Below are 25,357 nucleotides of genomic sequence, written 5' to 3'. Positions count from 1 at the left end.
GCGGGACATCCGGGGCTGAATTCCGGGTGTCCCGCCTCTGCTCGTGTTGATTCCTGCTAGAAGGAACTGCGGAAGATGCGTTCGATGACGGTTTGGTCCACTTTGATGGGCGCAAGCGGGAGCAGGAGCTTGCTCAGGGAGGAGTCCATGGTCATGCGCGTGAGCTCGGGGAGGTCGGCTTCCGTGAAGTAGCCGTTCATGCTGGTGCCCTGACCGACGCTGTTCAGCCACTTTTTCAGTTGGCTGGCCGCGTAGTCCGCTTCGCCGCCGACGCCCTTCAGGTCCGGGACGATGGGGCTGAGGATGTCCGCCAGCACTTCGGGCGTGGCGTGGTAGATTTCGCGGACCATGGCGGGCATCAGGATGCCGAGGCCGTCGCCGTGGGTAACCTTGGCGTTGATGGCGCTCATGGCGTGCTCCATGGAGTGCGTGATATGCAGCAGGCCGATGTCGAAGGAAATGCCCGCGATGGCGGAGGAATATATCAGCCAATAGCGCGCCGTCAGGTTGTGCGGTTCCACAATGGCCTTGGGCAGGTACTTGGCAACAAGGCGGATGGCGTCCTTGGCAAGGCAGATGGAATACGGATTGGTGGTGATGGTAGTGGCCGCCTCCAGTGCGTGGTTCATGGCGTCGATGCTGGTGGAGATGGTCTGCTTGAGCGGCATGGTCTGCGTCAGCGCCGGGTCTTCGATGGTGTAGGTCGGGTACACGTGCGGGGAGTTGATGGCGGGCTTGTCTTCGCCGTCCGACTGCGCCACCGCAAAGGCGTCGGTTTCACTGCCCGTACCGTGGGACGTGTTGATGGCGATGATGGGCGCGGCTTCGGCAATGGGTTCGCCCTGCTCATAGAACTGCTTCGCTGTTTTGCCGGGGTGGCGCATCAGGACAGCCGCCGTCTTGGCCGTATCCATGGCGCTGCCGCCGCCAATGGCGAGGATAACGTCCGCCTGCATGTCCGTGGCGGCCTGTGCGGCTTCTTCACAGTTGTCATAGGTTGGGTTCGGGCGCACCTTGCCATAGTGCGTAAATGCCGTGGCCTCGGCTTCCAGCGCGGGCTTCACCGTCTTCCACGCGCCTGAGGCCTCGTAGGCGATTTCGTCCGTGACAACCAGAACCCGCCCTTGCCCTTTGGCCGTGAACTCCTTGAGGATGTCCGTAATCATGGAGACCGCGCCCACACCGAAATACGTTACAGGGCGGGCAGGTTGCAGTTTGAAAACGTGATTGATGTCAATCTTTTCTTCCCAACCAGTCATAGCGACTCTCCTTGGTTAAATGCGGCTGAAGACGCCGTCGCAATGGTGCTGCACAGAGTGGTTATCCCATAAGCAAACACCCATGCGCATATGCGGAAGCGCCATCTTCCGCTGCGTCTGTGGCCGTCGTCACGCGCGGGGAGCCGCGTGGGCGGTCCGGTGTCTTCAGTCAGGTTCCGTGTGTGGTTTCCCTGCTTTTGTTCAAAAAGTAAGGCAAGTTGTGTGCCGAACATGCAAAGCGCGCAACCATGCGCGTTTCCTGTGCAGCTCCGTTTTGAAGAGTGGGTCAAAAGACGCCACACAATAGGGTGGTGTGGCGCCCCTTCCTTCCAAAGAGCCCAAGGCGGCGTAAGAAAATCCCGTGTCGTTTTGACCCACCTGCGCGAGAATAGTGGCCGGAATGCGCCATAATCCTATTGGAATACTTGGGAAAAAGGGAAGGCATGCCTCCGGCGGGTTAAGGACTCCCGTCCTTAACGATTCTGCGAGCGGTCATGACGTGTGTCTCCGCCTGTTACGTGCCAGAACCCCTGTCATACTCCCGCGTGTGTGGATGAAAGGGGAGCACAATAAAGCCGCCCCTATTTTCCCGTCCCGGCTTCCGGGCGGAAATGAGAGGATTCTTAAGGATGAAATCCTTAAGCCACCGGAGGTAAATCATGCGCGGCATAGCCCCCCGATTCGCCAAGAGGCACCACAAAGGCATGCCTCCGGCGGGTTAAGGACTTCCGTCCTTAACGATCCTGCGAGCGGTCATGACGTGTGCCCCGCCTGTTACGTGCCAGAACCCCTGCCATGCTCCCGCGCGTGTGGATGAAAGGGGAGCGCAATAAAGCCCACCCCCATTTTTCCGTCCCGGCTTCCGGGGCGGAAATGAGAGGATTCTTAAGGATGAAATCCTTGAGCCACCGGAGGTAAATCTTGCGCGGCATAACCCCCCGATTTGCCAAGAGGCACCACAAAGGCATGCCTCCGGCGGGTTAAGGACTCCCGTCCTTAACGATCCTGCGAGCGGTCATGACGTGTGCCCCGCCTGTTACGTGCCAGAACCCCTGTCATACTCCCGCGTGTGTGGATGAAAGGGGAGCGCAATAAAGCCGCCCCTATTTTTCCGTCCCGGCTTCCGGGGCGGAAATGAGAGGATTCTTAAGGATGAAATCCTTAAGCCACCGGAGGTAAATCATGCGCGGCATAACCACCCGGTTCGCCAAGGACACCGCGTGGTTGTTATGGGGGGAGGGGGCATGGGTTGCGTCGGCGGGCGTGACCAGCTAGGGTAGTATGGCCGTTGACGCGCGTTGGTGTTTTCGGCGTTGAGCATAGCCGGGCATCCATCGTGTTGGTGGAGGCCCGATTGGCTGTGCAATTTTGAAACGCCGCCAAGCGGCACATGCAGAAGGAGAGCCAAAATGGCCCAGGCGAAAAGCGGCGACACAGTACGTATCCATTATACTGGAACCCTCGCGGACGGATCCGAGTTTGATTCCTCGCGTGATCGTGAGCCGCTGGAGTTCACCCTCGGTGCTGGTGCAGTTATCCCCGGCTTTGATACGGCCGTGGGCGGCATGCAGCCGGGTGAGTCCAAGTCCGTGACCATTCCGTGCGCAGAAGCTTATGGCGACTACGTGGACGAAGCGGTGGCCGTTGTGCCCCGCGATCAGTTCCCGGACCACATATCTCCCGAACTTGGTATGGCCCTGCAGATTCCCCAGCAGGAGGGTTCTCCTGTTGTGGTGACGATTACCGAGATTTCTGACGAGTCCATCACTCTCGACGGCAACCACCCCCTGGCGGGCAAGGACCTGAACTTCGAGATCGAGCTTGTCGAGATCGTTTAGTGAGAATGGGGGCGCTTCGGCGTCCCCTTCTTTTTTGGTGCGATGAAGCAGGAACGACACCTTACCGTGCTGGCCTTTGGCGACAGCATTACGTCGGGCTGGGGCATTGGCCTTGGCGCGTCGTTTCCGTCGCTACTTGAGGCGCGGCTGCGGGAAGAGGCCAAGCTGGAACTGACGATGCGCAACGCGGGCATTCCCGGCGACACCACGCGCGGTGGCTTGGGGCGGCTTCCTGCGGCGCTGTTTTCGCGGCCGGATTGCGCCATCCTTGCCCTTGGCGTGAACGATGTGTTCCACGAGGTGCCGCCGGAGTCGCTGGAGGCGAACCTGCGGCGCATGCTGGAGCTGTTTGCCGAGGCGGAAGTGCCAGTGCTGTTTGTTGGCGTTCGGGCGCTTGGCGTGGTGGACCCAGACTATGCCGAGGACTTCAACGCCGTATACCCGCGTCTGGCGCGGGAGTTTGGCGTGGAGTTTTATCCTTCGCTGCTTGCGGGGGTGGAGGGCGTGCCGGAGATGAATCAGCCCGATGGCGTGCACCCGAGTGAAGCGGGCGCGCAGCGCATTGCGGAGGGCATGTACCCGTCGCTGCTGCGGGTGCTGGATACCTGCTGGAAGGTGTAAGGAAGGTGTACGCGCGCCGGGGCTGGGACACGCCCCGTGATGATGCGCAAGGAAGAGAGAAAGGCGGGCGTCCTGAGGTGGACGCGCCGCCCTTTGTTTTTTGGGGGGATGGCGTTACTGCGCGAGGCCGCGCAGCAGCAGCTTGAAGTCCGTCACGGAGCCTTTCCACGTGACGTGGGGGCCGACGGAGACGCTGATGATGGGGTCGTCTGCGGCGTTGACCTCGACGACGATTTCGTCCTCGGGGGTCGAGAAGACGGCTTCTGCCCATGCGTGTGCGGGCAGGTTGTTCACTTCAATATCGTAGTCCGTGTGCAGTTCGCAGCTGATGCGTTTTTCGTCCATGGATTTCTCCTTGCGGTGTAATGGTGCCGTGGTCGGCGACGCGAGTGTGCGACAACCGGGCCGGATGTGCAAGTGATGGCTAATCCTCGCCCAGCATCTGATGGATGTGCTTTGCTTGCCGTTTGGTCAGCGCGGTGAATTGGCAGCCAATGATTTTGGGCGACACCCGGCGCACGGTGGCGGCGATTTTTTTGATGGTGACCGTGCCCATGATGACGAGATCAAAGGTCAGCTTTTGGCCTTCCTTGAAGGTCACACTCATGGGTTTGAAGCCAAGCCCGCCGAGGCTGATGTCCACCACGGGCAGATTCTCCGCCACTCCGGGGAGTTTGACGGCGCGGTCGGCAAAGGCGAGCCGCCTGTGCCGCCGCATTTCCGAGCCGGTTTTCTCCTGAACGTTGCCGTCCAGAATCTGTACCTCGTGCCCTTCCGTGTCGCTGGTGGAGCCGTAATACCATTCCTCGCCCGTGAGCTTGAGAAAAAGGTCCTTGGCGGCGGGGATTTCTCCCACGCTTTCCAGAATGGTGCGCAGTGTCTCCTCGGCGCGCTCGTCCTGCCCGGCGTTCATGTAGGCTTTAGAGAGGCCGACGGCGATGTCCGTGTCCTTGGGCGAGAGGGCGTGGGCGTGCTCAAAGGCGGTGACGGCCTTGTCGTGCGCGCCTTCATCGTGATGGCGCGATGCGGCGGCCTTGAAAGGATTTTCCGCGTCGGGGCGGGCTTTTTTGACCTCGGTAAACAGGGATTCCGCCTGCTGGGCGTCGCCTGTGTAGGCGTAGATTTCCGAGGCCTTGAGGAGATGCTCCATGGCCCCGTCCAAATTCCCTTTGCCGCGGCAGACTTCCGCAAGGCCCTTGTGCGCTTCGGGGAAGTCGGGCAGGCGCGAGAGGGCGGTGGTCAGCTTTTTGTGGGCGCTGTCGAACTTGCGCAGTTGGAGGTCCTTCCAGCCGCTGGCGAAGAGGCGCTTTGCGGCGTCCTGCGGGGAGTCGTGCTCCGGGGCTGTGGTTGGCGCTTTGGGGGGCGGCTTGCGCGTTGGGGCTTTCGTGTTTTTGGGCGCGGCCTTGGCGGCCCGAAGGGCGGTGATGACCGCGCCGACGAGCTCGCGCGGGGAGAAGGGCTTGTTCAAAATGCCGTGCGCCCCGGCCTTGGCGGCGCGGTGCTTGTCGTCGTCGGTGGGGTTGTGAGCGGTGATGACCACGGGCACCCGCAGTCCGGCGGAGCGCATCTTGCGCAGCAGGATGAAGTCCGCTGCCGAGGCGATGGACCAGTCCACCAAAAAGACGTGGGGCGGCGACGTTTGCAGGGTTTCCCACGCGTCGCGCACGTCGGCAACCATATGCACGTGCGAAAGGCCCGCGGAGGTAATGATCTTGCGGAGGAAGTCGCGGGCGGCCTTGTTCGGCTCCGCGATGACGAGTCGCAGTGATTGTATTCCGGCCATGGCACCACCGTTAGCGTCGAAGGGGATGCTTGTGATACTACACGGAAGACGCGGCGGCGTCATGGTCTGGCCGCGGAGGAGGAATTTTTGGAAAGAATGCCGATGACAAGCGAACTTTGCGCCGATGCGCCTTCGCCGGAGCTTATGCGCGGCGTGGCGGAGTTGAACGCGGGGGCGTATTACGACTGCCACGAAACCTTGGAAGACCTGTGGCGCGAGGACCAGACGCCGCACCGGGACCTGTATAAGGGCATGCTGCAGGTGGGCGTGGCCCTGTATCATTTGGAGCGTGGCGGGCGGCGTGGCCCGCTCCGGCTGCTGCGGCGCGCGCAGGAATTGCTGCGGCCCTTTGCTCCGGTTTGCCATGGGTATGATATTGCACGGCTGGTGGCGGACGCGCGGAACTGCCAGCGGGTGGTGGAAGGGCTGGCCGAGGATGCGGCTACGCCGGAGCAGGTGTTTGCCCTGCGCGTCCACCCGGCAGGGCCGGACGGCTGACGCGTGCGGCGAAGGATTGAAGAGAGAACGAGGTGGCGCAAGGCCATAAGGTGACGGGCCGCTCCCCAAGGGAGCGGCCCGTATTGTTTTTTTTCAGTCCTTAAAGCGGATGCGGAAGTCGGTGATGGTGGCGTTGTAGTTGCTGAATTGTGAGCTGTAGGTCCAGCCAAAGCGGAAGTGCTGGAACTCGTTGTCGCCAATGCCGAGGGTGGTGGAGTTGGTGAGGGTTGGCGCGTCGTCCACGGGGTCGTAGGACGAGAATTGGTCAAGGTCCTGCGACAGGTCGCCGCAGTCGGCGTTGGTGCAGTTGTGCCAGATGCGGATATCCACGTCCTTGGTGGTGGCGTTCCAGTCCACTTCCATGCGCAGGGGGATTTCCTGCGCGGCGGGTAGAGTGTCTTCCATCCAGTTGGCGATGCCTTCATCGTAGACACCGTCGGTGCCATTGGCGGGGCCGACGGTGTCGTCGGGGTTGCCGGTTCCGGCTGAGGGTGTTTCGGTATGTGTTGTGTCGTCGTTGAGTGTAGCATTTCTGCGCCAGTACAGGATGCCCATGTGGTTGGCCGTTTGCCCTGTGCCGGAATAGGTGGGGTCCTGCGAGCCGCCATGGCGGTTGACGTCGAACTCCAGCCCAATCTTGGGCGGGGTGATGCCAGTGGATGTGCCGGAAACAAGGTCTGCGTAGCCAAGGTCATTGCCGCCGTAGCCGCCGCACAGGGTGCCGGGGTCGTCGTTGAGGCCCGTTGTGGCGTTGACGCCGCACAGGGTGAACGTGTGTCCACCACCGGCTACGCCTACGCTCCACTGAAAGTAGACCCGCACGCCGGTGCCGAAGCTACATACGCCCTCGTCGCAGTCGCCTTCCGTGGCGTTGCCCATGTACCAGACGCAGGCCATGTCGTTGCCGCCGGATTGGTCCAAATTGACGCCGTCGCCGTCGGCATTGACGGTGAAGGGCGTGCGTGAGCCACTGCGGGTGACGTAGCCGTCGCCCGGGCTGGCAAGGGGAAAGTCGCCGAGGTCGTCCTCAAAGGAGACATCAGAGCCGCCGGGACCGGTGTGTTCTGCCGTGGTGCAGTCCACGGTGTTTTGCAGATAGGTGAGACGCGCGTATTCAAAAATATCGTCAAAGGTGCGCGAGGTGTCCACGGCGCTGAGGTCGCCGTGGGTGAGGATGCTGAGTGTGGCGGAGCCGGACCCCGGTAACGTGGAGAAATCCTGCTGGGAGTTGGGGCCAAAGCTGGCCACGATAAAGGCCACGTCGCTGATGGAGGTTGAGTCCGGCTCGGTGACGGTGAGCTGTGTGGAGTTGGTGCCGCAGGGGCCGGAGTTGGTCAGCTTGGACGCGCCGCTGACGTCGGCGACAAAATAGTAGAGGGGCTGTCCCCACGCATCGGTTTGGGTGGCTATGGTGGAGGGCACGGTGTTGCCCGTGCCCGGCGAAGGCAGGGCGTAGCTGCCGGAGCTGAACATCTCGCCAATGATTTCGTCGCGCGCCTGCCGCACAAGGTTTCGGCTGTCCACGACCTTGTCGGAGCCAATCTTGGAGATGAGTCCCGGCAGGGCGGTGGAGACGATGACGCCGATGATGACGACGATGATGGCCATCTCGATAAGGCTGAAGCCCTTTTGGATGCCGGTGCGCATAGCCGTTCTCCTTGCGTGGCCGTGGCTGGGAGCCATGTTTGAACAGCCAGTTTGGGTGAATGCTGCAATGTTTCGCTTCGTCCGGAGCGCGAGGTGGTGCGGGGAGAGTTGAGCGGGCGGCGGGCTAGCGGAAGCTGAGGCCAAAGTCGGTGATGGTTATCTCCTGCGTGGCAAAGCTGGAGGTTGTCCAGCCCAGCAGGACCCGGTCGAACGAGCCACCTGCATTGTCATAGTAGATGGTGGCATTGACGAAAGGGTCCGCGGTGCTGCTGGTGTAGTCGGCCGAGAGATCCGTGAAGCTGGTGCAGTCCTCGGTGGCGCAGTCGCGTATCCAGCCTTGAATGGTGTAGGAATACAGGCTGCCGCTTTCCTGCGCGCGGGCGACCTCGAAGCGGACGGAGTGCTCAAAGCCGTCCTCCCACTGTGTGACGGAGGCGGGGATATAGATGCCGGTGTCTGTGGAATTGTCGCTCGGGATGGTGGCCTGGGTGGTTTGGCCGGCGTCGTCGTAGGCGTTGGGCGTGGAGACAAGGTCGCCGTGCTGGTTGTCGTCGTCGCGGGTGGCGCCCCAGTAGACGATGGACAGGTGGTTGCGGGCGTCGCCGGGGGAAGGGATTTGGGTGTCCCATGGGTCGCCGTCGTTGGGGTAGGCGTCTATTTCAAGGCCGATTTTGGGCGGATTGATTTCGCCGTCCCCCTCGCCGCTGCCGCTGCCGGAATACGCAAGGCGCGCCCCGGAGATGCCGCAGTCCGCCGCCGTGTTGTCCGTGGCCTGCGTTACCGCAAAGATAAAGCCGTCACCGGCGGTTTTGCTGTCCGCGCTGGTGTCGGGGGTGACGTAGGTGAAGGAGAAAAACGCCCGGAAGCCGTCGCCAAAGTCGCAGGTGCCGTTGGTGCAGTTTCCTGCGGATTCGTTGCCTTGGTACCACAGGCAGCCTGTGTCGCCGCTGCCCGTGCCGTCGCCAAGGGTGGCGGTGTTGGTTTCCGTATTGACGGTGACGGCGCCCGTGCTGCTGCCGGGCGGGCTGATGCCCGTTTGCGTGCCGGCAAAGTCGCTGATGTTTTGCCCGAAGCTCACATCCGACCCGCGCGGCACAAAGGAATCGGACGCGGTGTTGGTGCAGACCTTGTTGCGCAAGAGGTTGTAGGAGGCGAACTCCACATCGTCGTCAAAGTTGAAGCCGCTGCCGTCCGTGCCGTAGGAGCGCGGGTCCGACACGGCGAAGGTGTTGGTGGAGTTGGTGGTTTCCTGATTGTTGTTGCGGCCCGCGCTGATGAGCACGAAGGCGATGTCCGTGAAGGTATCCGTGCCGCTGGGCGTTGTTTTTTGCACTTCAATGGAATCCGCAAGGGACGAGGTGCACAGGTCGCCGCCGGTGAGGCCGGAGTCCGGCGCGTAGACGATGGTGTTGCCGTAGGGGTCGGTCTCCACGCCGATGTCGTCGAGGGTGGTGGGCAGGCTCTTGTTGATGATGGCGTAGCCGATGATTTCGTTTTTGACCTTGGTGAGGAACTGGCTGGTGGCGCGCTTTTTTTCCTGCTGGATAAAGTCCGAGACGATGGGCAGGGTTAATCCGATGATCAGCCCCATAATGACAAGGACTATGGCCAGCTCCACAAGGGTGAAGGCGTGTCGCGAGCGGGATGTCTGATCCACGGTGCACTCCTTTGACGCCGGGGGCGTCCGCTTCCGCCGTGAGGGCTACTGCGCCAGCAAGGCCCGAAGCTCCGGCGCGGTAACGTAGATGTACATGTCGTCGTCGCCCCGGTCCGGGGATGCCCCGGTGTAGTCGGGCAAGGTGCCGAAATCGAAGTCCGGCGGGTCGTCAGGATCAAGGGCCGCGATGCGCTGGGTGCCCGCGCCTTCCTCAAAGAGTTTGCGGTAGCTGTCGTCGTCCAGCTCGCGGTCGCGTCCGGCGCTGACAATGACAAAGGCCACGTAGTGCACGGTGTTGCCGTCCTTGTCGATAAGGACGGAGCGGGTGCCCGATGGCGCCGTGGCGTTTTGCCCTTTGGCCAGGTTGTCCTCCACATATTTGGCGGAACCTTCGGCCATGGGTTCTTCCGTACTTTCTGCCAGCCCTTCAATAAAATAGAGTCTGTTGCCCCATGCATCCAGCTTGCCGCACATGCAGGCGTCCACGTCCTTGGCGGTGGCGTTGATGCCGGTTGGGTCGCAGTCGGTGTTGTCCGTGCGCCCGGCCACGCCGTCGCCCGTGTAGGACGGATAGGTGTTGGAAAAGAACAGACGCTTGATGAGGCAGTCGCGCGTTTCCACAAGGATGGCGTTTGTTTTGCCCACGCGGCGGCCCTCCCACACCGTCATCCACGCAAAGCTGGCGGCGGAGATGATGATGCCGATGATGACGAGGACGATGGCCATCTCAAGGATGGTGAATCCCCCCCGGCGCGCGGTGGCCGTGTGGTGCGTGCGGCAGGTCGTGCACGGCAGCATGTCTGTACTGGGCCCCTTGCAGTAAAGGGTTTTCGACTCCATGACACAATGACACCTTTCATGGCGAATGGCAACAGAGCTGCCGCTTTTGCAGTGTGCCCGCAAAGGTGAATGGTGTTGGGGTGGTGCAGGGTTTTCCTCGTTTTTTGCCGTTTCTCTGGCATGCGTTTCGCCCCTGTATTGTAAAGGCTGGCAAATGGCCGTAGAGTAAACAAAGGTGGACTCTGCTGTTTTGCCCGCGTTTGCTGTGGGCGTTTTCGGGCCTTTGCGTGGAGGTGTGATGACTCGCCTACGCTGTGACGGATACGTATTGCCAAGCCGCCGTTCCCGCCGGGGACGCGCCGTTTCCGAGTTGTTGGTCGGGGTGCTGATTGTGTCCATCGTGCTGCTGGGGCTGCTCTATCTGTGGACAGAGGACGACAAGCCCACGGAATTTGGCATTGATGTCTCGCCCTACCGTGTCGCCAATGCCGTGTATGCGCACAATCTGCTGGAGCGCTACCGCCTCGCCGTCATGAACTATATAGACATGTACGGACAGTTGCCCGGCGATGTGGGGGCGCAGGCCAATGGCACCGGGCGCGGCGATTGGCGGCTGGAGCGTCAGTATGGCGAGGGCGAGCGCGCTTTGGCCGATATGGCCGATGCTTCCGTGGTGCCGCGCGGCACACTGCGCGTGCGTGGGCGCGAGCTTGAACTCGCGTGGGTGTCGCTGGTGGCGGATGAGCGGGAGCTTACAGGGGCCAATTATTTCGTCCTGCGCGGGTTCAACCGCGACGAGGCCCGCGCCATGGATTGGAAGTTCGACGATGGGCGCAACAATGACGGGGACATCCTTTACGCCGTGCGGGGCGAGGATGCCGTGGACCTGTATATGCGGCTGGAACTGGACAACTAAATCGTGGGCAGAACAAAGAGCCTGAGGGGGACTGCCGTGGGGTATCGCAGGGGCTGGTTTGTTGGGGCGCTGGTGCTGGTTTGGCTGTGTGTGGCAGTGCCTGCTGGTGGCGGGACGGTCCGTGCTGGACTGCAACCGCTGGCGGTGGTGTTCACGGGCAATACGCTGGGCCTGTATGACGCCTGCGAGACCTGCTCGCGCGAGGGGATTGGCGGTCTGGGCCGCCGCGCCACGGTGTTTGGCGATATCCGGCAGGAGTATGGCTCGCGTACGGTCTTCATTGGCGCGCCGTATGAGTTTATGCATTTCCGCAAGGGCGCGCAGGGGGCGAACGCAGCGGTGGCGCGTGCGCTGGTGGAGGCCTACAACATGCTGGAGTATGACCTGTTGTGCCTTGCCCCGCGTGAAGCGGCGTGGCTGGAGGACGAGGGCGTTTTGCCGCAGCGGACGCAGTGGGCCGTGGCGCGCAGCGCGCCCATGACGCGCGTTATCTCGCGCGGGGGGTGGCGCATTGGCGTAGTGGTTTTTCCCGTCGCCAAGGCAACCTACAAGGGACCGGATGCGGCGACAATGCAGGCCGTGGCCGACGCCGCACAGGGCCTGCGCCCGGAGGTGGACATCGTCCTTGGTGTGAGCGCGTGGGGCGAGACCCCGGAGCAGAATTTTATGGCGCAGTATGACGAGGCCGTGGACGTGCTGCTGGGCAGCGGTCCGGGCATGGCCTCGGGCTATCGCCTCAGCCCCGGCGGCAGCACGCTGTGGCTGCGGAGCAACTTTGACGGACGCGGTGTGTTGCGGCTTGTTGTGGCTGGTGACTTTTTGGCCGCCAATGGGCGGTATGTGATCAACCAGCACTTTCGCGTGTCCAACATCCCGCTGGATGGCCGTGTGAAATACGATACGGCCGTATCAAATCTTTTTAGCTGGCTTTAGGATGATCGTGCGCGGACCACGCGAAAAAAATATTCCTTAGCCGATTTGTTGCGGTGTCAATAGTTGAACATGTTGTAATGTTTGCCGTTTTTCCGGGAGCGCCTCGCATAAGCGGATTTTTGCAGGATTGCGCCACGGCCCGCAGATGGCCTTATTCGTTGACGGTCCACAAAGGCTCTGGCACATAGTAAAAATAGGGGGAAAGTCCAGCCAGCCGTATGTTTTCGGCTGGGGGCCGCTGCCTGAAAGCTGCGGCAGGCTGCCCAGGCTTTCACTGCATCAGCAAAAGCACGGGAGGAACAGGAATGCGTTTGCTTCAGGCTGAAAAAGGAAAAGTCACTGGCTTCACGCTTGTGGAGATGGCCATCGTGCTGGTCATTATCGGCATCATCCTTGCGGGCGTGATGAAGGGCAGAGACATCGTGCGAGGCTCGCAAGTGAAGCAGTTCTCGCAGGGGTATGCCCAGAAGTGGGTCACCATCGCTTCTACCTACTACGACAAAGTGGGGCAGAACTTTATGGATGGCTCAGACAACGGCAACAACGGTGGTGGCAATCCCGATGGCCGGATGGATGGGGTGCCCTGCTGGAGTCAGAACAGTGGCTACGCGGCCGCGGACCGCTCCGATGGACTTCAGGTGCTGCGCGATGTTGGCATCACCCCCTGCACCATGATCAAGAGCGACCTGAACAACGACACCGCCACAACCTCCTGCAACAATGGATACAATATCTGGGAACGCACCGTGGAAGGCGAGTGGAGCGGTAAGGCCACCGTGGGTGTGGGCTTCTACAGCTATCTCATCAACAACGCGCGGCGCAACTGCGTTGTCATCGGCGCGGTACCGGCCGACGTCGCCATTGGTCTGGATACCCTCATTGATGGGCAGGCCGACGGCGAAAACGGGCTGTGCGTCAGCATGTCGCCTCCTGGAACGGCCTACAATCCGGGATCGTCCACGGACTTTGCCGCCAACGACAGCGCCCTGACCACCCAACCGTGGCCGACGCAGGATACCGGGCAGGCGCGGTTGGTGAACGTGGCCCTGATTTTGGACTTCTAGGCCGTTTCCCACGTGATGGGGACGTGAGCAAACACTTTTCATACAAGCCGAGTGGAGGCAGCGATAATGCAGTCTGTCAAAGATTACCGTGAAGGCAAAAGCGGCTTCACGCTTGTGGAAATGGCCATCGTGCTTGTCATCATCGGCATCATCCTTGCCGGTGTGATGAAAGGGCGCGACATTGTACGTGGCTCGCAGATCAAGCAGTTTTCGCAGGGGTTTGCGCAGAAGTGGGTGACCATCGCATCCACCTACTACGACAAGAAGGGGCAACCGCTGTTTGACGGCCCGAGCAACGGCAGCAACGCCACCGGTTCCGCCACAGACGGGCGTATGGACAGCCGGATGCTGGCCGACAGCAGCGGCGGCGAGTCCGGCACCGTGGTCACGGACAGGGACAACGTGATGACCTACCTGCGTCTGGTGGGCATTGAGCCCTGCACCATGATCAAGAGCGACCTTGAGGACTCAAGCAATGATTGCGATGGCTCCAACTACAACGTGTTCGAGCGCATGGTGGACGGCGAGTTCACCGGTAAGCAGCGCGTTGGTGTTGGCTTCTATAACTATGTCATCGACTCCGGCGGCGGCACCGATCCCAACCGCAATGTGGTTGTGCTCCAGAATGTGCCCGTGGATGTCGCCATTGGTTTGGACACCGTCATCGACGGGCAGGCAGACGGCCAGAACGGCAGCTGCATCGCCCTTGATGTGGGCGCAGCCAACGGCGACTACGTCACGGCACCCGTGACCGCTCCAGCGTCTCCCGTGACTCCGGCAAGCTGGGGCACGGACAACACGGTCCTGACCTGCGTTGGTCTGGTGCTGGATTACTAGGGCACAAGGCAGAACGGCTCGGAGCACAGAGCCATTACCGCGAATATGGGGGAAGTCATGAAAAAGCGCGTCGAGAAGGGCTTCACGCTTGTGGAGATGGCCATCGTGTTGGTCATCATCGGCATCATCCTGGCAGGCGTGATGAAAGGTAGAGATATTGTTCGGGGGTCGCAGGTCAAGCAGTTCTCGCAGGGCTTTGCGCAAAAATGGGTGACCATTGCCTCCACCTATATGGACAAGACAGGGCAGGCCTTCGTTGACGGTACGGCCAACGGCGGCGTGGACGCCTCGGCCGACGGCTTTATGGATGGCGTCTTCATGGGCACCGGCAACCTCGCCCAGTACGATGAGGTTATCGACGCCGCACGCGACGTAGGCATTGAGCCTTGCACCATGATCAAGACCGACCTGTCCAACGACACCAACAACAACTGCGCCAACGGCTACAACGTGTTCATGCGCAACGTGGAAGGCGAAACCATCGGTAAGTCGCGCGTTGTGGTGGGCTTTTACGCCAAGCAGATCGGGACCAATGGCCCATACCGCAACATGGTGGTGCTGCAAAACGTGCCCGGAGACGTGGCGCGTGGCCTTGATACCGTCATCGACGGGCAGGCCGACCCGGCCAACGGCGCATGTGTTGCCATGGCCAATGCCACCAGTGAAGACATCGCAAGCATCAACACCACCTTTAGTGGAGCAAGCCCTGTGAACCTGATGAACTCGTACCCGGATGCGAATTCCACCAACCAGTACATCGTGATGGGGCTCATTCTGGATTACTAGCGCGGGGTTCCGCGTTCCAGCGGATACGGAGCGGCAGATGAAACCGCGTCTGCCGTTTCGCATCCGGTGACAAACCGGAGGCGGCGGGGGGCCGTCTCTGGCGGTGAGGGGGGCAGCCGTGGTCCGGCATGCTGTGACAATCCGTCCATGAACACGGGGAGCAGCTCATGACGCACGACATCTTCGAAGCCTTGGGGTTGGATAAAAACCCGTTCTCCATGGCCGCTGATACCGACGGGTATTTCCATACCGGTACCACCAAGCAGATTCTCGACGAACTGGCGTTCGGCATCCTGTCGCGCAAGGGGTTTCTGCTCCTGACAGGAGAGGTGGGCGTGGGTAAAACGTCCCTGCTCTACCAACTCCTGCGGCGGCTGGAAGGGGAACAGCTCGACACGGCGTGGATATTTAACACCATGCTGAACAAGGAAGAGCTGCTCCTTGCCATTGCCCGTGACTTCGGCATTGACGCCCCGCGTACGGCCAACGTGGCCGGACTGGTGGACATGCTGCAGCAGTTCCTTGTGGGGTGCAACACACAGGGGAAGAACTGCGCCATCATCGTGGACGAGGCCCATAACCTGAGTCTGCCTGCCATGGAAGCCTTGCGCATGCTCTCCAACCTTGAGCTGGAGGGGCGCAAGCTGGTGCAGGTGCTGCTTGTGGGACAGCCCGAACTCAAGGCCCGCCTTGACGAGCCAAAGCTGCGGCAGCTTCGTAGCCGCATCACCATCTATAAAGAACTGCAACCCTTCTCCCTTGAGGAGACCGGGCGGTACGTCAACTACAAGCTCTCCAGCGCGTCGTCGCAGTTCCGCATTTCCGGCGCGCCCCTCAAGGTGCTGTTCCGGGCCACATGCGGCAACACGCGCATGGTCAACCTTGTCATGGAGCGGGCGCTGTATGCGTCCGTGGCCTTCGGCGACAAGGAGCTCTCCGTCCGCGCGCTGGATGCGGCGGTGAAGGAGATCGGGTCCTGTCAGGTGGAGGTGGCAAACCGCCTTGCCGCGCATTCGCGCCGCCGCAAGATGGCGGTGGTTGCGGTTGCCGCGGCGATGCTTGTGGGGCTGTCCTTTGCGCCGCTGTTTACCACAACGCAGGGCAGTGCCAGCCTTGCCCGCCTTGCCGCGCGCAGTATGGCTGGGCTGACGGCAACGCCGGTTGGCGCGGATGTGGGCGGGATGACCGTGCAGCCGCGCGAGGGCGCCAAAGCGCCAGCCCCGGTGTCGGCTTCTGCCGTGCAGACCGATGCGGCGGCGCCGGATAACGCCTCCGCGCCGGACATGGTGGCCTCTGTGGCACCTGCGCCCCAAAAGAAGCAAGCGGCAAAGGCGCCGCCCAAGACCTATCCCGAGTCCTACGCGGCATTCCTCGATAAGGCCGGGATGGGCGAGCATCTGTCCGTCCTGGACCGCGCCGTTCAGGAGCGCAAAGTGGGCATCCTTGAGGAAGTGGTGCCCGAGGGGAGCAAGCTCCTCAAGCTGGACCGCCTGCCCGCGCAGACGGGGGTGCCGTTCTCGTCCTTCCCGTGGAAGAAGGTGGTGCGGGAAAGCCCGGCGTGGCTGGTGCTGTGGGAGCCGCCCTTTGTGGTGCAGGACTTCTACTACGGCTACCGGAGCAAGGACATTCTGGCGCTGCAAAAGATGCTGAAGCGTCTTGGCTACTACTGGGGGCAGGACGACGGCATGGTTGGCCCCGTAACGTGGCGCGCCATCAATAGTTTTCAGAAGGATATGAAGCTGAAGCGCACCATGTGGCCGGACCCGGAAACGGTCTTCTGGCTCACTGTCATGGCGAAGCAGGGGTGACGGAAGAAGGCCCCGCACCGGGGCGACACCGCCGCGCAACGCTCACTATCACCACAAGGGTGGAGTTATGGCCGGACCCATTCGAATAGGCGACCTCCTGCGGGACAAAGGGTATATCGGAGACGAGCACATCCGCTACGCCCTGCAGGTCCAGCGTGTGACCAAGGAAAAGCTTGGGCAGGTGCTGACGCGTACCGGCCTTGTGTCGGAGTACGACCTCGTGCACACCGTGGCCCAGCAGCTGGAACTGGAGCATGTGAACCTGGACAGCATCTCGCCGGACTTTCAGCTCCTTAAGCGCTTCAACCGCAACACCTGCCTTGCCTCACGCGTGTATCCCTATGCGATGAAGGACAATCAGGTGGTGGCCGCTATCTCCGACATACCGGAGAACAAGACCGAGCAGTTCATTGTGCGCGCCACGGGCATGAAGCCCCTGTTCACCATGGCCGAGGAAAGCCGCGTCATTTCGGCCATCTATAACTATTTCTACTTTCTCGACAATCCTGTTGAGAAGCTGATGCAGCGCGAGGTGGGCATTATTGCTGCCGACACCAGCCGCACCGTCAGCCCCGACACCCTCATCAACTACATCCTGCTCCTTGCGGTGAAGCAGCGCGCAACGGACGTACACCTGCGGCCCATGGCGCGCGGCATTGCCGTGGCCTTCCGCGTGGACGGCGTGCTGCGCAACGTGGCCTTTTTGCCGCCGCAGCTTTCGCGCGTGACCACGTCCATCAAATTGCAGGGCGGCATGGACATTGCCGAACAGCGCCTGCCGCAGGACGGCCGCTGGACCGCGAACCTGCTGGAACGCCGTTATGACATCCGCGTGTCGTCGGTCATCACGCCCTTTGGCGAAAATATCGTTATGCGTCTGCTCTCGCAGGAGCGGGCCAGTATGTCGCTGCCTGCGCTGGGCATTCTTGAGGACGATGTGGTCCGCATTACGCGTCTGTTCGATGAGCCGTTCGGCATCTTGCTGCTCACGGGGCCGACCGGTTCGGGCAAGACCACCACGCTGGTCACGGGGCTGACCTCCCTCGACCTCCTCGGCAAGAACGTGCTCACCGTTGAGAACCCCATTGAGTACGTGGTGCCCCTTGCGCGGCAGACGCAGGTGAACGAGGGCGCGGGGTATGGCTTCTCCAACGCCATGCGGCACTTTTTGCGGCACGACCCGGACGTCATCCTCATCGGCGAGATGCGCGACGAGGAGACCGCCACCACGGCCCTGACCGCGGCCACAACGGGTCACCTTGTGCTGTCCACCCTGCATACGAACACCGCCATCGGCGCCATTCCGCGTTTGCAGGGCCTTGGGATGGATACGCAGATGCTGGCGGAAAGCCTTATCGGCGTGGTGAGCCAGCGCCTTGTGCGTACGCTGTGTCCGCACTGCAAAAAGCAGATGCAGCCCACCAAGGACGAATTGGACTACCTGGGCGAATCGCTGGAGGCGGTCTACCGCGGCGAGGGGTGCGAGGTGTGCAACCATTCGGGCTACCTTGGCCGGACGCTGGTCTATGAGGTGCTGGTGGTGGACCGCGAGGTGCGTGAGGCCATGGAAAAGGACATTGAGCTGACCCAGTTGGAGGACATGCTGCGCCGCAAGGGCTTCAGGACCATGTTCGACGTGGCGGTCATTAAGGTGAAGGACGGCATCACCTCGGTGGAGGAAGTCCAGCGAGTGCTTGGCAAGACGAGGTACTAGCGGCGGCGGGCCGCATGTGGCGAGAGGCGAACAAACGGGGGGAGCATGCCCATATTCCGGTTCAAGATGCTCGGCTCGGAAGGCAAGGTCGACAAGGGCGTTGTGGAATTGCCCTTTGACGACGACGCGCCAGCCATCCGCTATTTGGAGCGGCAGGGCGGCGTGGTTATCGCCATCCAAAAGCTGGGAACCGTGATGTCGTGGCTGACCAAGCTGGCCACGCAGGGCTTCTCGCGCGTTGGGCGGTCGGACCTTGCGGAGTTTTTCAACAATATGGCCATGCTGCTTGGCGCTGGTGTTCCCGTTCTGTCCGCCATGGACGAAATCATGGAAGAGATCAAAAACCCCATGCTGCTCATGACCCTGCGCTTTATGCGCACGGACATTGAAGGCGGGCAGACCTTTGGCGAGGCGCTTTCGCGGCACCCCAAGGTCTTTAACCCGTTGGTGCAGTACATGTGCCGCATTGGCGAGGAAACCGGCATGCTGGACCGCATGTGCCGCAAGTCCGGCGAACACCTTGAGCATATTGAGGAAATCGTCAGCGGTACCAAGCGCGCACTGGTGTATCCGGGGTTCATCCTTGGCGTGGTTATCCTGTCGTGCTTCTTCTGGTTCTATTTTGTGGTGCCGCGCATCGTGAAGCTGTTTTCGGACATGGGTGTCACCACGCCCGCGCCCACACGCGCGCTTATCGCCATCTCCAACTGGTTTCAGATGTACTTTGGCTGGACGGTCATCGGTGTGGTGGGCGGCATTATCCTGCTGAGCTACCTGCGAAAAAACAGTACCCGCGTGCATTATATTCTGGACTCCATTGCCCTGCGCGTGCCGGTGTTTTCGACCATTATCGAGACGTCCATCATTGCGCGGGTCACGGAGTATTTGGGCATTCTCATTGGCGCGGGCGTTGGCGTGCTGCGCACCCTTGAGATTATCACCGAGTCCATGACCAACCTTGTGTACAAGGGGCGGCTCATCCTTGTGCAGGACAGCGTGCGTAACGGCAATGCGCTGTCGGATTCCATGAAGCAGGCCGAGGCGCTGCACCCCTTTGCGGTGCGCATGGTGTCCGTTGGCGAGCAGACCGGACGCATTGAGGAGCAGACGGAATATGTGGCCAAGCTGTATCGCGACAAGCTCTCCGCGCTGGTGGAGGTGCTGGGCAAAACGCTGGAGCCGGCCATGCTGGTGTTCATGGGGCTGCTCTTCGGGGCCATCTTTGCGGGGCTATTGCTCCCCATCTACGACATGATCGGCAAGGTCGGCTGACGGCCGGGAGGAGACGATATGCGGTGGATCGTAAGTATTGTGCTCAGCGTGGCCTTTGCGGCGGGAATCGTGCTGGCCTATCAGGGCTGGATGGATTTTCGCACCTCGCAGGCGGAGATTGAGTTCCTCAAGCAGGAGATGCGCAACTACCAAAAGGTGGAGCGTATGTACGCCGAGCAGGAGGAAAAGGTCGTGGTGGTCAACGCCCTGTGGGAGGAAATTCAGGACGTGGGCCTCGCCCCCGCCAATTGGCTGCAATATCCACTGTCCATCGGCAGAACCATGAGTTGGCGCGACCTTGAGCGGCTGCTCTTCCTCGCCAGCAACGACCCGGAGACCGGGGGCTACTGGTTTGAGCCGAAGCTCTTTCGGGTGACGCGCGTGGTGGTTGCCCCGGAAGGGGGCGGAGAAGGCGGGGAAAACGCCGGACTGCCGCGCCAGATGTACGAGACCGTCATGCAGGGCCAGTTCATGATTCCCAAGAAGAAGTGATGCGGCCCATCACCTTGGCATTTAGCGAAACGGGGACCAAGCGATGACAGATCCCAAGCACGATCCCAAGAAAAAGCCGGAAGACGTGACGGACGACACCAAACGGACCGACACGGACGAAGCCGTCGTACCCGAGCTTGAGCTGGAGGATATCTCCTGGGAGCTGGAGGACGCTTCCGAGCCGGAGGCCGAAGAAGCGCCAGCGCCGCCTGTGGACGCCGCCGCTTTTGACGACGCCACGGACGAGGACGCCGCCCCCGAGCTGGAGGACCTCTCCGCGGAAGTGGAGGAGGTGCCCTATGACGAGCCGGAGGCAGGAGCGGACGCAGGAGCGCCGGCGGCGCTGGACCCCTTTGTGTCCGAAGTGGCCGCCAGCGCTGATGAGGACGCCACCTACGTCACCGCCGAGGACGATGAGGGCATCGAAGAGGGCGACCTGGAGGACGTGGTCGCCCTTGGCGAGGACGACATCGCCCAGCCCGAAGGCCCGTCCACGGAAGAAGATCTCATGACGGTGTCCCCCGATGAGGACGCGGCGTACGGCGAGGCCGAGGACGTCGCGTACGAGGAGGAAGGCGAAGCCCTGTCGCTGGAGCCTGACGAGGCCGCCGAACCCGAGCCTGAGCCTGAGCCGGAACAGGCCGCTGCACCTCCGCCGCCCCCGCCGCCTCTTCCTGACATGGAGGAGCCGGAGGAAGAAGCGGCCTACTCCACGGACTGGGGTTGGAAGGTCGTGCGCAGTGGCTTTACCCCGTTTGTGTTCGAGGCGCATGACGAAAAGTTCTATTTCGCGTCGGGTTCGGCCCAGCGCATTGACGATGTGGCCGCCATAGGGCGCTATTTCAAGTACCTTGTGGATTATGCGGAGTCTCCGGGCATGGGGCTGTTAACCCTGACCACGGAGTACAAATACGCGGGCGTCCTCGCGCGCAAGAACCTTGAGGAAGTGGGCGAACTCAACACCGAAGGCACCCTGCATATGTTCTCCAAGCGCAAGCTGGAGGGCGGACAGGTCAGCGTGTTTTACGAAGTGCTGCCCCGTGACCGCCACGTGGCCATGCTTGAAAGCTACAACGCGTCGGATAGCGGGTTTGTCTTTCTTGATTCCATTTCGCTGGCTTTTGGTTTGTTGAAGAAGAAGGGGCGAGGGGCTCACGCCATTGCCCTGCATCTGCCAAGCGCCATCGTGCTGGTGGCAGGCAAGGGCGGGGACGTGCACCTTGCCCGCCGGTACACCCTCGTCGGCGACGATGAGCAGGCGTTGGTGGAAGGCCTGTTCGCCCTGGATCAGGACCTTGCGGCGCTGGAAAAGAACGTCGGTCAGAAGATTTCCCATGTGGATTGGGTGGAGGCGCTTACCGCCACGCTGGAATTGCCGCGGCCCGATACGGAAATTCCACTGGTGCCCATGCCGGTGCACGAACTGTCGCTGGATGGCGACGTGGTGTGGTCCGCACTGCCCACAGCGGTGGGCACGGCCCCGACCAGCGCCAACCTTGGCCCAAAGCAGGAAATGTATCTGCGCCCGCTGGAGCAGGCGGAAAAGTGGCTGTGGGCCGTGTTTTTAGCCCTTGCGCTGGTGGCCGGGGCGGGCGTGTACGCCATTCAGGGCGTGCGCTCGCAGGTCAAGGAGCAGGTGCAGATGTATCGGCAGGAGCTGCGGCAGGTGGAGGAGCGCATCCGCTCCCGCGCCGTTAACGTTGCCTTTGAGGACGTGGACCCGGCGCTGAATCTGGCCAACAGTTTCCGCCGCTCTGCCTTGTCGCCGCCCTTTGGCGAGCTGTGGAACTTCCTTGCCTCGCTTCGGCCCGAGGCCGTGCGCGTGGACGGGATGGAGCTGCGCTACGGGCTGGACGCCGTGGACGTTCGCCTTGAAGGGCAGGTGGAGATGGAGCTGGCCGCGGCGCAGCAGGTGTTCACTAAGTATATTGAGGAGCTGGAGCTTTCCGGATTCACCGTTGTAAGCCAGCAGCTCGATCTGGACCTTGAGGGGAACTACTATTCGCTCAACATCAGGTGGCCGCTCAGCAACAAGGGGGACTAGATGCATCCGGGCAGACGGAACATACTCATACGTTGGGCGGGATATGGCCTTGTTGTGGTGGGCACCGTGGCGTGGCTGGCAACCAAGGACCATCAGGTGCCGACCTTTAAATCCGATGTGATGCGCAAGCTTGCGCCACAGCAGGTGAGCATGCCCTCGGATGAAGCGACGGAAGCCATCCGCGCCGCCATTGATGTGCTGCGGGGCACCAAGGCCACCTACGCCAAGGTAGACGCCGTGGAGCCGGACCTGCTTGTGCTGGACGAGGCCGCGGAGCAGGAAACCGGGCGCAGAACTCTGACGCTGACGGCCATCTCCATTGGGCCAAAGTCTAAATACGTGATGCTGTCCGGCGCGGCCTACAGCGAGGGCGACGTCCTCCCCGATGGGCGCCTCATCAAGCGCATTGAGCCGGACGCCGTGGTCTACGGCGTCGGCCAGACCGAAGAGCGGCAACGGTGGCTGCCACCGTTTAAGGTGGAGCTCAAGCGTCCTGAAAGGGACAAGGGCGAAGCCGCCACGTTCGACCCCACCCAGCCCATGGCCGGGGGCGAACAGCAAGAGGCTGCGGCCGCGCCACCTTCCGGTGTAGACATCGGCGAGTTGCCGCCGGACCTGTCTCCGGATCAGGCGCTCCAAATTCTGCAACAGCTTGGAAAACAGCAGTAGGAGCGCGCCATGCTTGATATTTTACGCAAAATCTCGGTGTGCGGGGCGCCACCCGCGATCACATCGGAACCCCTTTCCGCTGGAAGGGACAGGAAGGTGCCGACCATGCGCAGGTGTACGATGGTTTTGGGATTGGTAGTCGTGTCGCTTTGCCTTGCGGCATGCGGGAATCAGGCGTCCAAACAGCTGGAGAGCAACCTCGATTACGACGCCCTCTACAAAAGCATCCGCCACGAGAACGAGCAGTTCCTCAAGGTGCGGGCGCAGGAGGAGCAGTTGGAGCAGGAGAAAGGCTCGCTGGTGGAGGCCCTTGAACCGGTCTTGCCCGAGTTCAATCCGCTGGAAGAGACGCGCATCTCCATCAGCGTGCAGGAGGAGACCATCCATAATGTGCTCTACCTCATCGCGCGCAACGCGGGGTTGAACCTTGTCATCGAGCCGGGCATCAGTCTGGATAACAGGATCACCATCAGCTTTGAGGATGCCTCCAGTGCCCTTGTGGTGGAAAAGCTCCTCGAAGCCTACGACCTCGCATGGGAGGTCAAGGACAACATCCTGTACGTCCAGCGCTGGAACGAGCGCACCTTCGAGCTTGATTTCGTCAACGTCACCAGCGAGGTCGCAACGTCCAGCGGCGGCGACATCTTTGGCAACCTCGGTAATGAAGGCTCGGGCGGCGACCTGTCGGGCGAGTTTACCCTTGAGACGGAAATGGGCGGCGCCCTTGAGGACGACTCCCTCTATGGTCTCATTCTGGAAACCGTGGACGCCATTATCAACGAGGAAAGCGGCAATATCGACGGCGGTGGCGGCGGTGGGGGCGACTCCGCCGACAAGAACGGCTTCTTCGCCCTCGACCCGCTTGCGGGGCAGCTTTACGTGCGCACTACGCCCGGCAAGCTGCGCGCCGTGGCCAAGATGCTCAATAACCTCAAAGCCAAGCTGTCGCGGCAGGTGGTCATTGACGCCCGCATCCTGCAGGTTTCGCTGGATGACAACTGGAGCCTTGGCATTGATTGGAACTACGTGGACCAGCGTCTGTCCGCAGGCGATTCCGGCACCACGTTTGAATACCTGAGCCGTTTTGACAATCCTGCGGAGTACCCCAACGGCATCGGCAGTCTGACCCGCAGCGGCGACGACGTTGTCTTTAAGATGACGGGCTTCACCAAGGGCGACATTGCCATCAACGCCGCCATTGAGGCCATGCAGACCTTTGGCGGGCTGAAGACCGTGGCGAATCCGCATGTGCGCGTGCGGCACGGCCAGCCTGCGCTGTTCACCTCCGGCCAGTCGGAAAAATACGTCAGCGAAATCTCGCGCGAGGTGGACGACGACAACAACACCACCTTCACCGTGGAGACGGCAACGGTCTTCAACGGCGTGATGCTGGGCGTCATCTGCTTCATCAACGATGACAATAAGATTGATATGCAGATTTACCCCATCAAGAGTGAGGTCAACTCCAGCAGCCTTGAGCCTAAGGCCGTAACCGGCGCTGGCGACCAAATCTCCCTGCCCAAGGTGGAGGTGAAGAACGTGAGCACCACCGTGCGCGTGAGCGATGGGGACACCATCATCCTTGGCGGCCTCATCGACAAGGACACCGGCAAGACCGACTCCGGTGTGCCGGGGCTCTCGCAGGTTCCCGGTCTGGGCTGGCTGTTCAAGAGCCGTACCCAGATTGAGAGCGTGCGGGAACTCGTCATCATCATGAACATCAGAGTAGTGCAATGAGCGTTATCTACCGCAGTCTCCAACAGCTGAAAAAGGAAGAGGCGGCGAGGGAGACCCGGCAGACGCCTCAGGCCGTGGCTCCGCGCATGAGCAAGCTCATCATCCGGGCGGTGATTTATATCGGCATTCTTGTGCTGCTTGTGGGCTCCGGTGTGTTCTTTATCAAGCGCGAGGTGGAGCAGATTGAATTGCCGCTGCCGCCCGATGTGCCGCGCGCCCAAAACGCCAGCGTACAGGAGCGCGCGCCTGGCGATGGCGCGGAGAGCGACCTCACCGCAGACCTTGCCCTGCCACGCCGGCAGGAGGCGCCCGTGAATCAGGAACCCATCGTCAAGCAGCGCCTGTACCGCCCAACGGTGGAGGAGCGCCAGCAGGACGTGGTGGACCTCACGAAGCCCACCAAGGCCTTGGAGGTGCACTTTGCCAAGCGGGCGCGCACCAACGAGGAAGTGCTCTCGCTCCAGCGCAAGCTGGTGCAAACGTCCGAAACCGGGGATTTGTCCAAGTCCAAGGAACTGCTGGATAGGATGACCACCCAAATCGGCCGCAAGGAAAGCGCCACCAAGTACAAGTGGGAAGGCTACCTTGCCCTCAAGGAAAAGCGCTACGCCGACGCGGAAAACTTTTACCGCCGCGCCCTGAGCCTGCGCCCGTCGGACTTCGTGAGTAATCTGAACCTTGCCTATGCCCTGCTTGGCGAGGACAAGCGCGGGGAGGCGCTGAGTATCTACCGCCGCCTCGTGGACCGCTATCCCATGAACGAGAAGGTGCTCCAGTTGGGCCGCATCCTCGGCGAGCGCTAGATGCCCGCGCCTGCGCGCATCCTGCCGCCGTCCATACTGGCGCACCGCTTCCGTCACGCCTCTCCCGCCCGGCACCCAGCCCGCGGGGGAGGCGTTTTCCTTTTGCCCGGCAACACAGTGTTTTTTCGCATCTGACGGCCCCGCGCGGCAAATTGGGTTGTGCCGGGACGGGGCATGACGTATGTTGAAGAATAGACAG

At 61.6% G+C, this 25,357-nt stretch carries 22 protein-coding genes; 16 read left to right on the top strand and 6 right to left on the bottom strand.

The annotated features are described in order from the left end of the window. Window positions 1–56: 56 nt before the first annotated feature. On the bottom strand, window positions 57–1,259 hold the full coding sequence (locus tag ACI3L3_RS15445) for an iron-containing alcohol dehydrogenase (protein ID WP_404846048.1): 1,203 nt from the start codon (window positions 1,257–1,259) through the stop codon (window positions 57–59). A 1,409-nt stretch (window positions 1,260–2,668) separates the two neighbouring features. Here ACI3L3_RS15445 and ACI3L3_RS15440 point away from each other — a divergent pair. Both ACI3L3_RS15440 and ACI3L3_RS15435 read left to right on the top strand, forming a co-directional pair. Continuing rightward, entirely contained in the window at window positions 2,669–3,097 is a 429-nt protein-coding gene (locus ACI3L3_RS15440; protein ID WP_404846047.1) for a peptidylprolyl isomerase, read from the top strand. 42 nt (window positions 3,098–3,139) lie between these two features. Continuing rightward, a complete protein-coding gene (locus tag ACI3L3_RS15435; protein ID WP_404846046.1) occupies window positions 3,140–3,718 on the top strand; it encodes an arylesterase in 579 nt (192 codons plus the stop codon). Window positions 3,719–3,832: 114 nt separating this feature from the next. On the opposite strand, the gene ACI3L3_RS15430 is transcribed toward ACI3L3_RS15435, so the two are convergent. Together ACI3L3_RS15430 and ACI3L3_RS15425 are read right to left on the bottom strand one after the other, a co-directional pair. After that, window positions 3,833–4,063: a hypothetical protein gene (locus ACI3L3_RS15430; protein WP_404846045.1), complete on the bottom strand. Its 231-nt coding sequence runs from the start codon at window positions 4,061–4,063 to the stop codon at window positions 3,833–3,835. 79 nt (window positions 4,064–4,142) lie between these two features. Continuing rightward, window positions 4,143–5,501, bottom strand: a complete 1,359-nt coding sequence (locus ACI3L3_RS15425) for a tetratricopeptide repeat protein (protein WP_404846044.1) — start codon at window positions 5,499–5,501, stop codon at window positions 4,143–4,145. 102 nt (window positions 5,502–5,603) lie between these two features. On the opposite strand from ACI3L3_RS15425, the gene ACI3L3_RS15420 reads away from it, so the two are divergent. Then, window positions 5,604–5,999 carry a DUF309 domain-containing protein gene (locus ACI3L3_RS15420; protein WP_404846043.1) on the top strand — a complete coding sequence of 132 codons (396 nt, stop codon included), beginning with the start codon at window positions 5,604–5,606 and terminating at the stop codon, window positions 5,997–5,999. Window positions 6,000–6,092: 93 nt separating this feature from the next. Here ACI3L3_RS15420 and ACI3L3_RS15415 read toward each other — a convergent pair whose 3' ends face one another. The 3 genes from ACI3L3_RS15415 to ACI3L3_RS15405 all read right to left on the bottom strand — a co-directional run bounded on the left by ACI3L3_RS15415 (window position 6,093) and on the right by ACI3L3_RS15405 (window position 10,101). Continuing rightward, window positions 6,093–7,646 carry a hypothetical protein gene (locus ACI3L3_RS15415; protein ID WP_404846042.1) on the bottom strand — a complete coding sequence of 518 codons (1,554 nt, stop codon included), beginning with the start codon at window positions 7,644–7,646 and terminating at the stop codon, window positions 6,093–6,095. Between the two features lie 124 nt (window positions 7,647–7,770). After that, window positions 7,771–9,303 carry a type II secretion system protein gene (locus tag ACI3L3_RS15410; protein WP_404846041.1) on the bottom strand — a complete coding sequence of 511 codons (1,533 nt, stop codon included), beginning with the start codon at window positions 9,301–9,303 and terminating at the stop codon, window positions 7,771–7,773. A 45-nt stretch (window positions 9,304–9,348) separates the two neighbouring features. Then, window positions 9,349–10,101: a prepilin-type N-terminal cleavage/methylation domain-containing protein gene (locus ACI3L3_RS15405; RefSeq protein ID WP_404846040.1), complete on the bottom strand. Its 753-nt coding sequence runs from the start codon at window positions 10,099–10,101 to the stop codon at window positions 9,349–9,351. Between the two features lie 280 nt (window positions 10,102–10,381). On the opposite strand from ACI3L3_RS15405, the gene ACI3L3_RS15400 reads away from it, so the two are divergent. From ACI3L3_RS15400 to ACI3L3_RS15340, 13 genes are all read left to right on the top strand, one after another. Next, complete coding sequence (locus ACI3L3_RS15400; protein ID WP_404846039.1) at window positions 10,382–10,999, top strand: hypothetical protein; 618 nt, start codon at window positions 10,382–10,384, stop codon at window positions 10,997–10,999. Window positions 11,000–11,035: 36 nt separating this feature from the next. Next, complete coding sequence (locus ACI3L3_RS15395) at window positions 11,036–11,932, top strand: hypothetical protein (RefSeq protein WP_404846038.1); 897 nt, start codon at window positions 11,036–11,038, stop codon at window positions 11,930–11,932. A gap of 305 nt (window positions 11,933–12,237) precedes the next feature. Continuing rightward, on the top strand, window positions 12,238–12,996 hold the full coding sequence (locus ACI3L3_RS15390) for a prepilin-type N-terminal cleavage/methylation domain-containing protein (protein ID WP_404846037.1): 759 nt from the start codon (window positions 12,238–12,240) through the stop codon (window positions 12,994–12,996). Between the two features lie 66 nt (window positions 12,997–13,062). Beyond that, a complete protein-coding gene (locus ACI3L3_RS15385; RefSeq protein WP_404846036.1) occupies window positions 13,063–13,833 on the top strand; it encodes a prepilin-type N-terminal cleavage/methylation domain-containing protein in 771 nt (256 codons plus the stop codon). Between the two features lie 57 nt (window positions 13,834–13,890). Continuing rightward, on the top strand, window positions 13,891–14,619 hold the full coding sequence (locus ACI3L3_RS15380) for a prepilin-type N-terminal cleavage/methylation domain-containing protein (protein WP_404846035.1): 729 nt from the start codon (window positions 13,891–13,893) through the stop codon (window positions 14,617–14,619). A gap of 167 nt (window positions 14,620–14,786) precedes the next feature. Further along, a complete protein-coding gene (locus ACI3L3_RS15375) occupies window positions 14,787–16,427 on the top strand; it encodes an AAA family ATPase (RefSeq protein WP_404846034.1) in 1,641 nt (546 codons plus the stop codon). Window positions 16,428–16,494: 67 nt separating this feature from the next. After that, window positions 16,495–18,141: a GspE/PulE family protein gene (locus ACI3L3_RS15370; protein ID WP_404846033.1), complete on the top strand. Its 1,647-nt coding sequence runs from the start codon at window positions 16,495–16,497 to the stop codon at window positions 18,139–18,141. 45 nt (window positions 18,142–18,186) lie between these two features. After that, a complete protein-coding gene (locus ACI3L3_RS15365; protein ID WP_404846032.1) occupies window positions 18,187–19,413 on the top strand; it encodes a type II secretion system F family protein in 1,227 nt (408 codons plus the stop codon). An 18-nt stretch (window positions 19,414–19,431) separates the two neighbouring features. Continuing rightward, window positions 19,432–19,905: a hypothetical protein gene (locus ACI3L3_RS15360; protein WP_404846031.1), complete on the top strand. Its 474-nt coding sequence runs from the start codon at window positions 19,432–19,434 to the stop codon at window positions 19,903–19,905. Window positions 19,906–19,948: 43 nt separating this feature from the next. After that, window positions 19,949–21,949, top strand: coding sequence for a hypothetical protein (locus ACI3L3_RS15355; RefSeq protein ID WP_404846030.1), 2,001 nt, complete (start codon window positions 19,949–19,951; stop codon window positions 21,947–21,949). Then, a complete protein-coding gene (locus ACI3L3_RS15350; protein WP_404846029.1) occupies window positions 21,950–22,618 on the top strand; it encodes a hypothetical protein in 669 nt (222 codons plus the stop codon). A gap of 105 nt (window positions 22,619–22,723) precedes the next feature. Continuing rightward, window positions 22,724–24,355, top strand: a complete 1,632-nt coding sequence (gene mshL / locus ACI3L3_RS15345) for a pilus (MSHA type) biogenesis protein MshL (RefSeq protein ID WP_404846028.1) — start codon at window positions 22,724–22,726, stop codon at window positions 24,353–24,355. Beyond that, window positions 24,352–25,158 (top strand): tetratricopeptide repeat protein, encoded by an 807-nt coding sequence (locus tag ACI3L3_RS15340; protein ID WP_404846027.1) that lies wholly within the window; start codon window positions 24,352–24,354, stop codon window positions 25,156–25,158. The genes mshL and ACI3L3_RS15340 overlap by 4 nt, the downstream gene beginning before the upstream one ends. The last annotated feature ends 199 nt before the right edge of the window (window positions 25,159–25,357 follow it).

The organism is Desulfobaculum sp. SPO524 (assembly GCF_044987625.1).
Taxonomy (GTDB): domain Bacteria; phylum Desulfobacterota; class Desulfovibrionia; order Desulfovibrionales; family Desulfovibrionaceae; genus Desulfobaculum.
The sequence above is the reverse complement of the archived record's forward strand: the minus strand, read 5'-3'. Positions and strand labels throughout refer to the sequence as shown.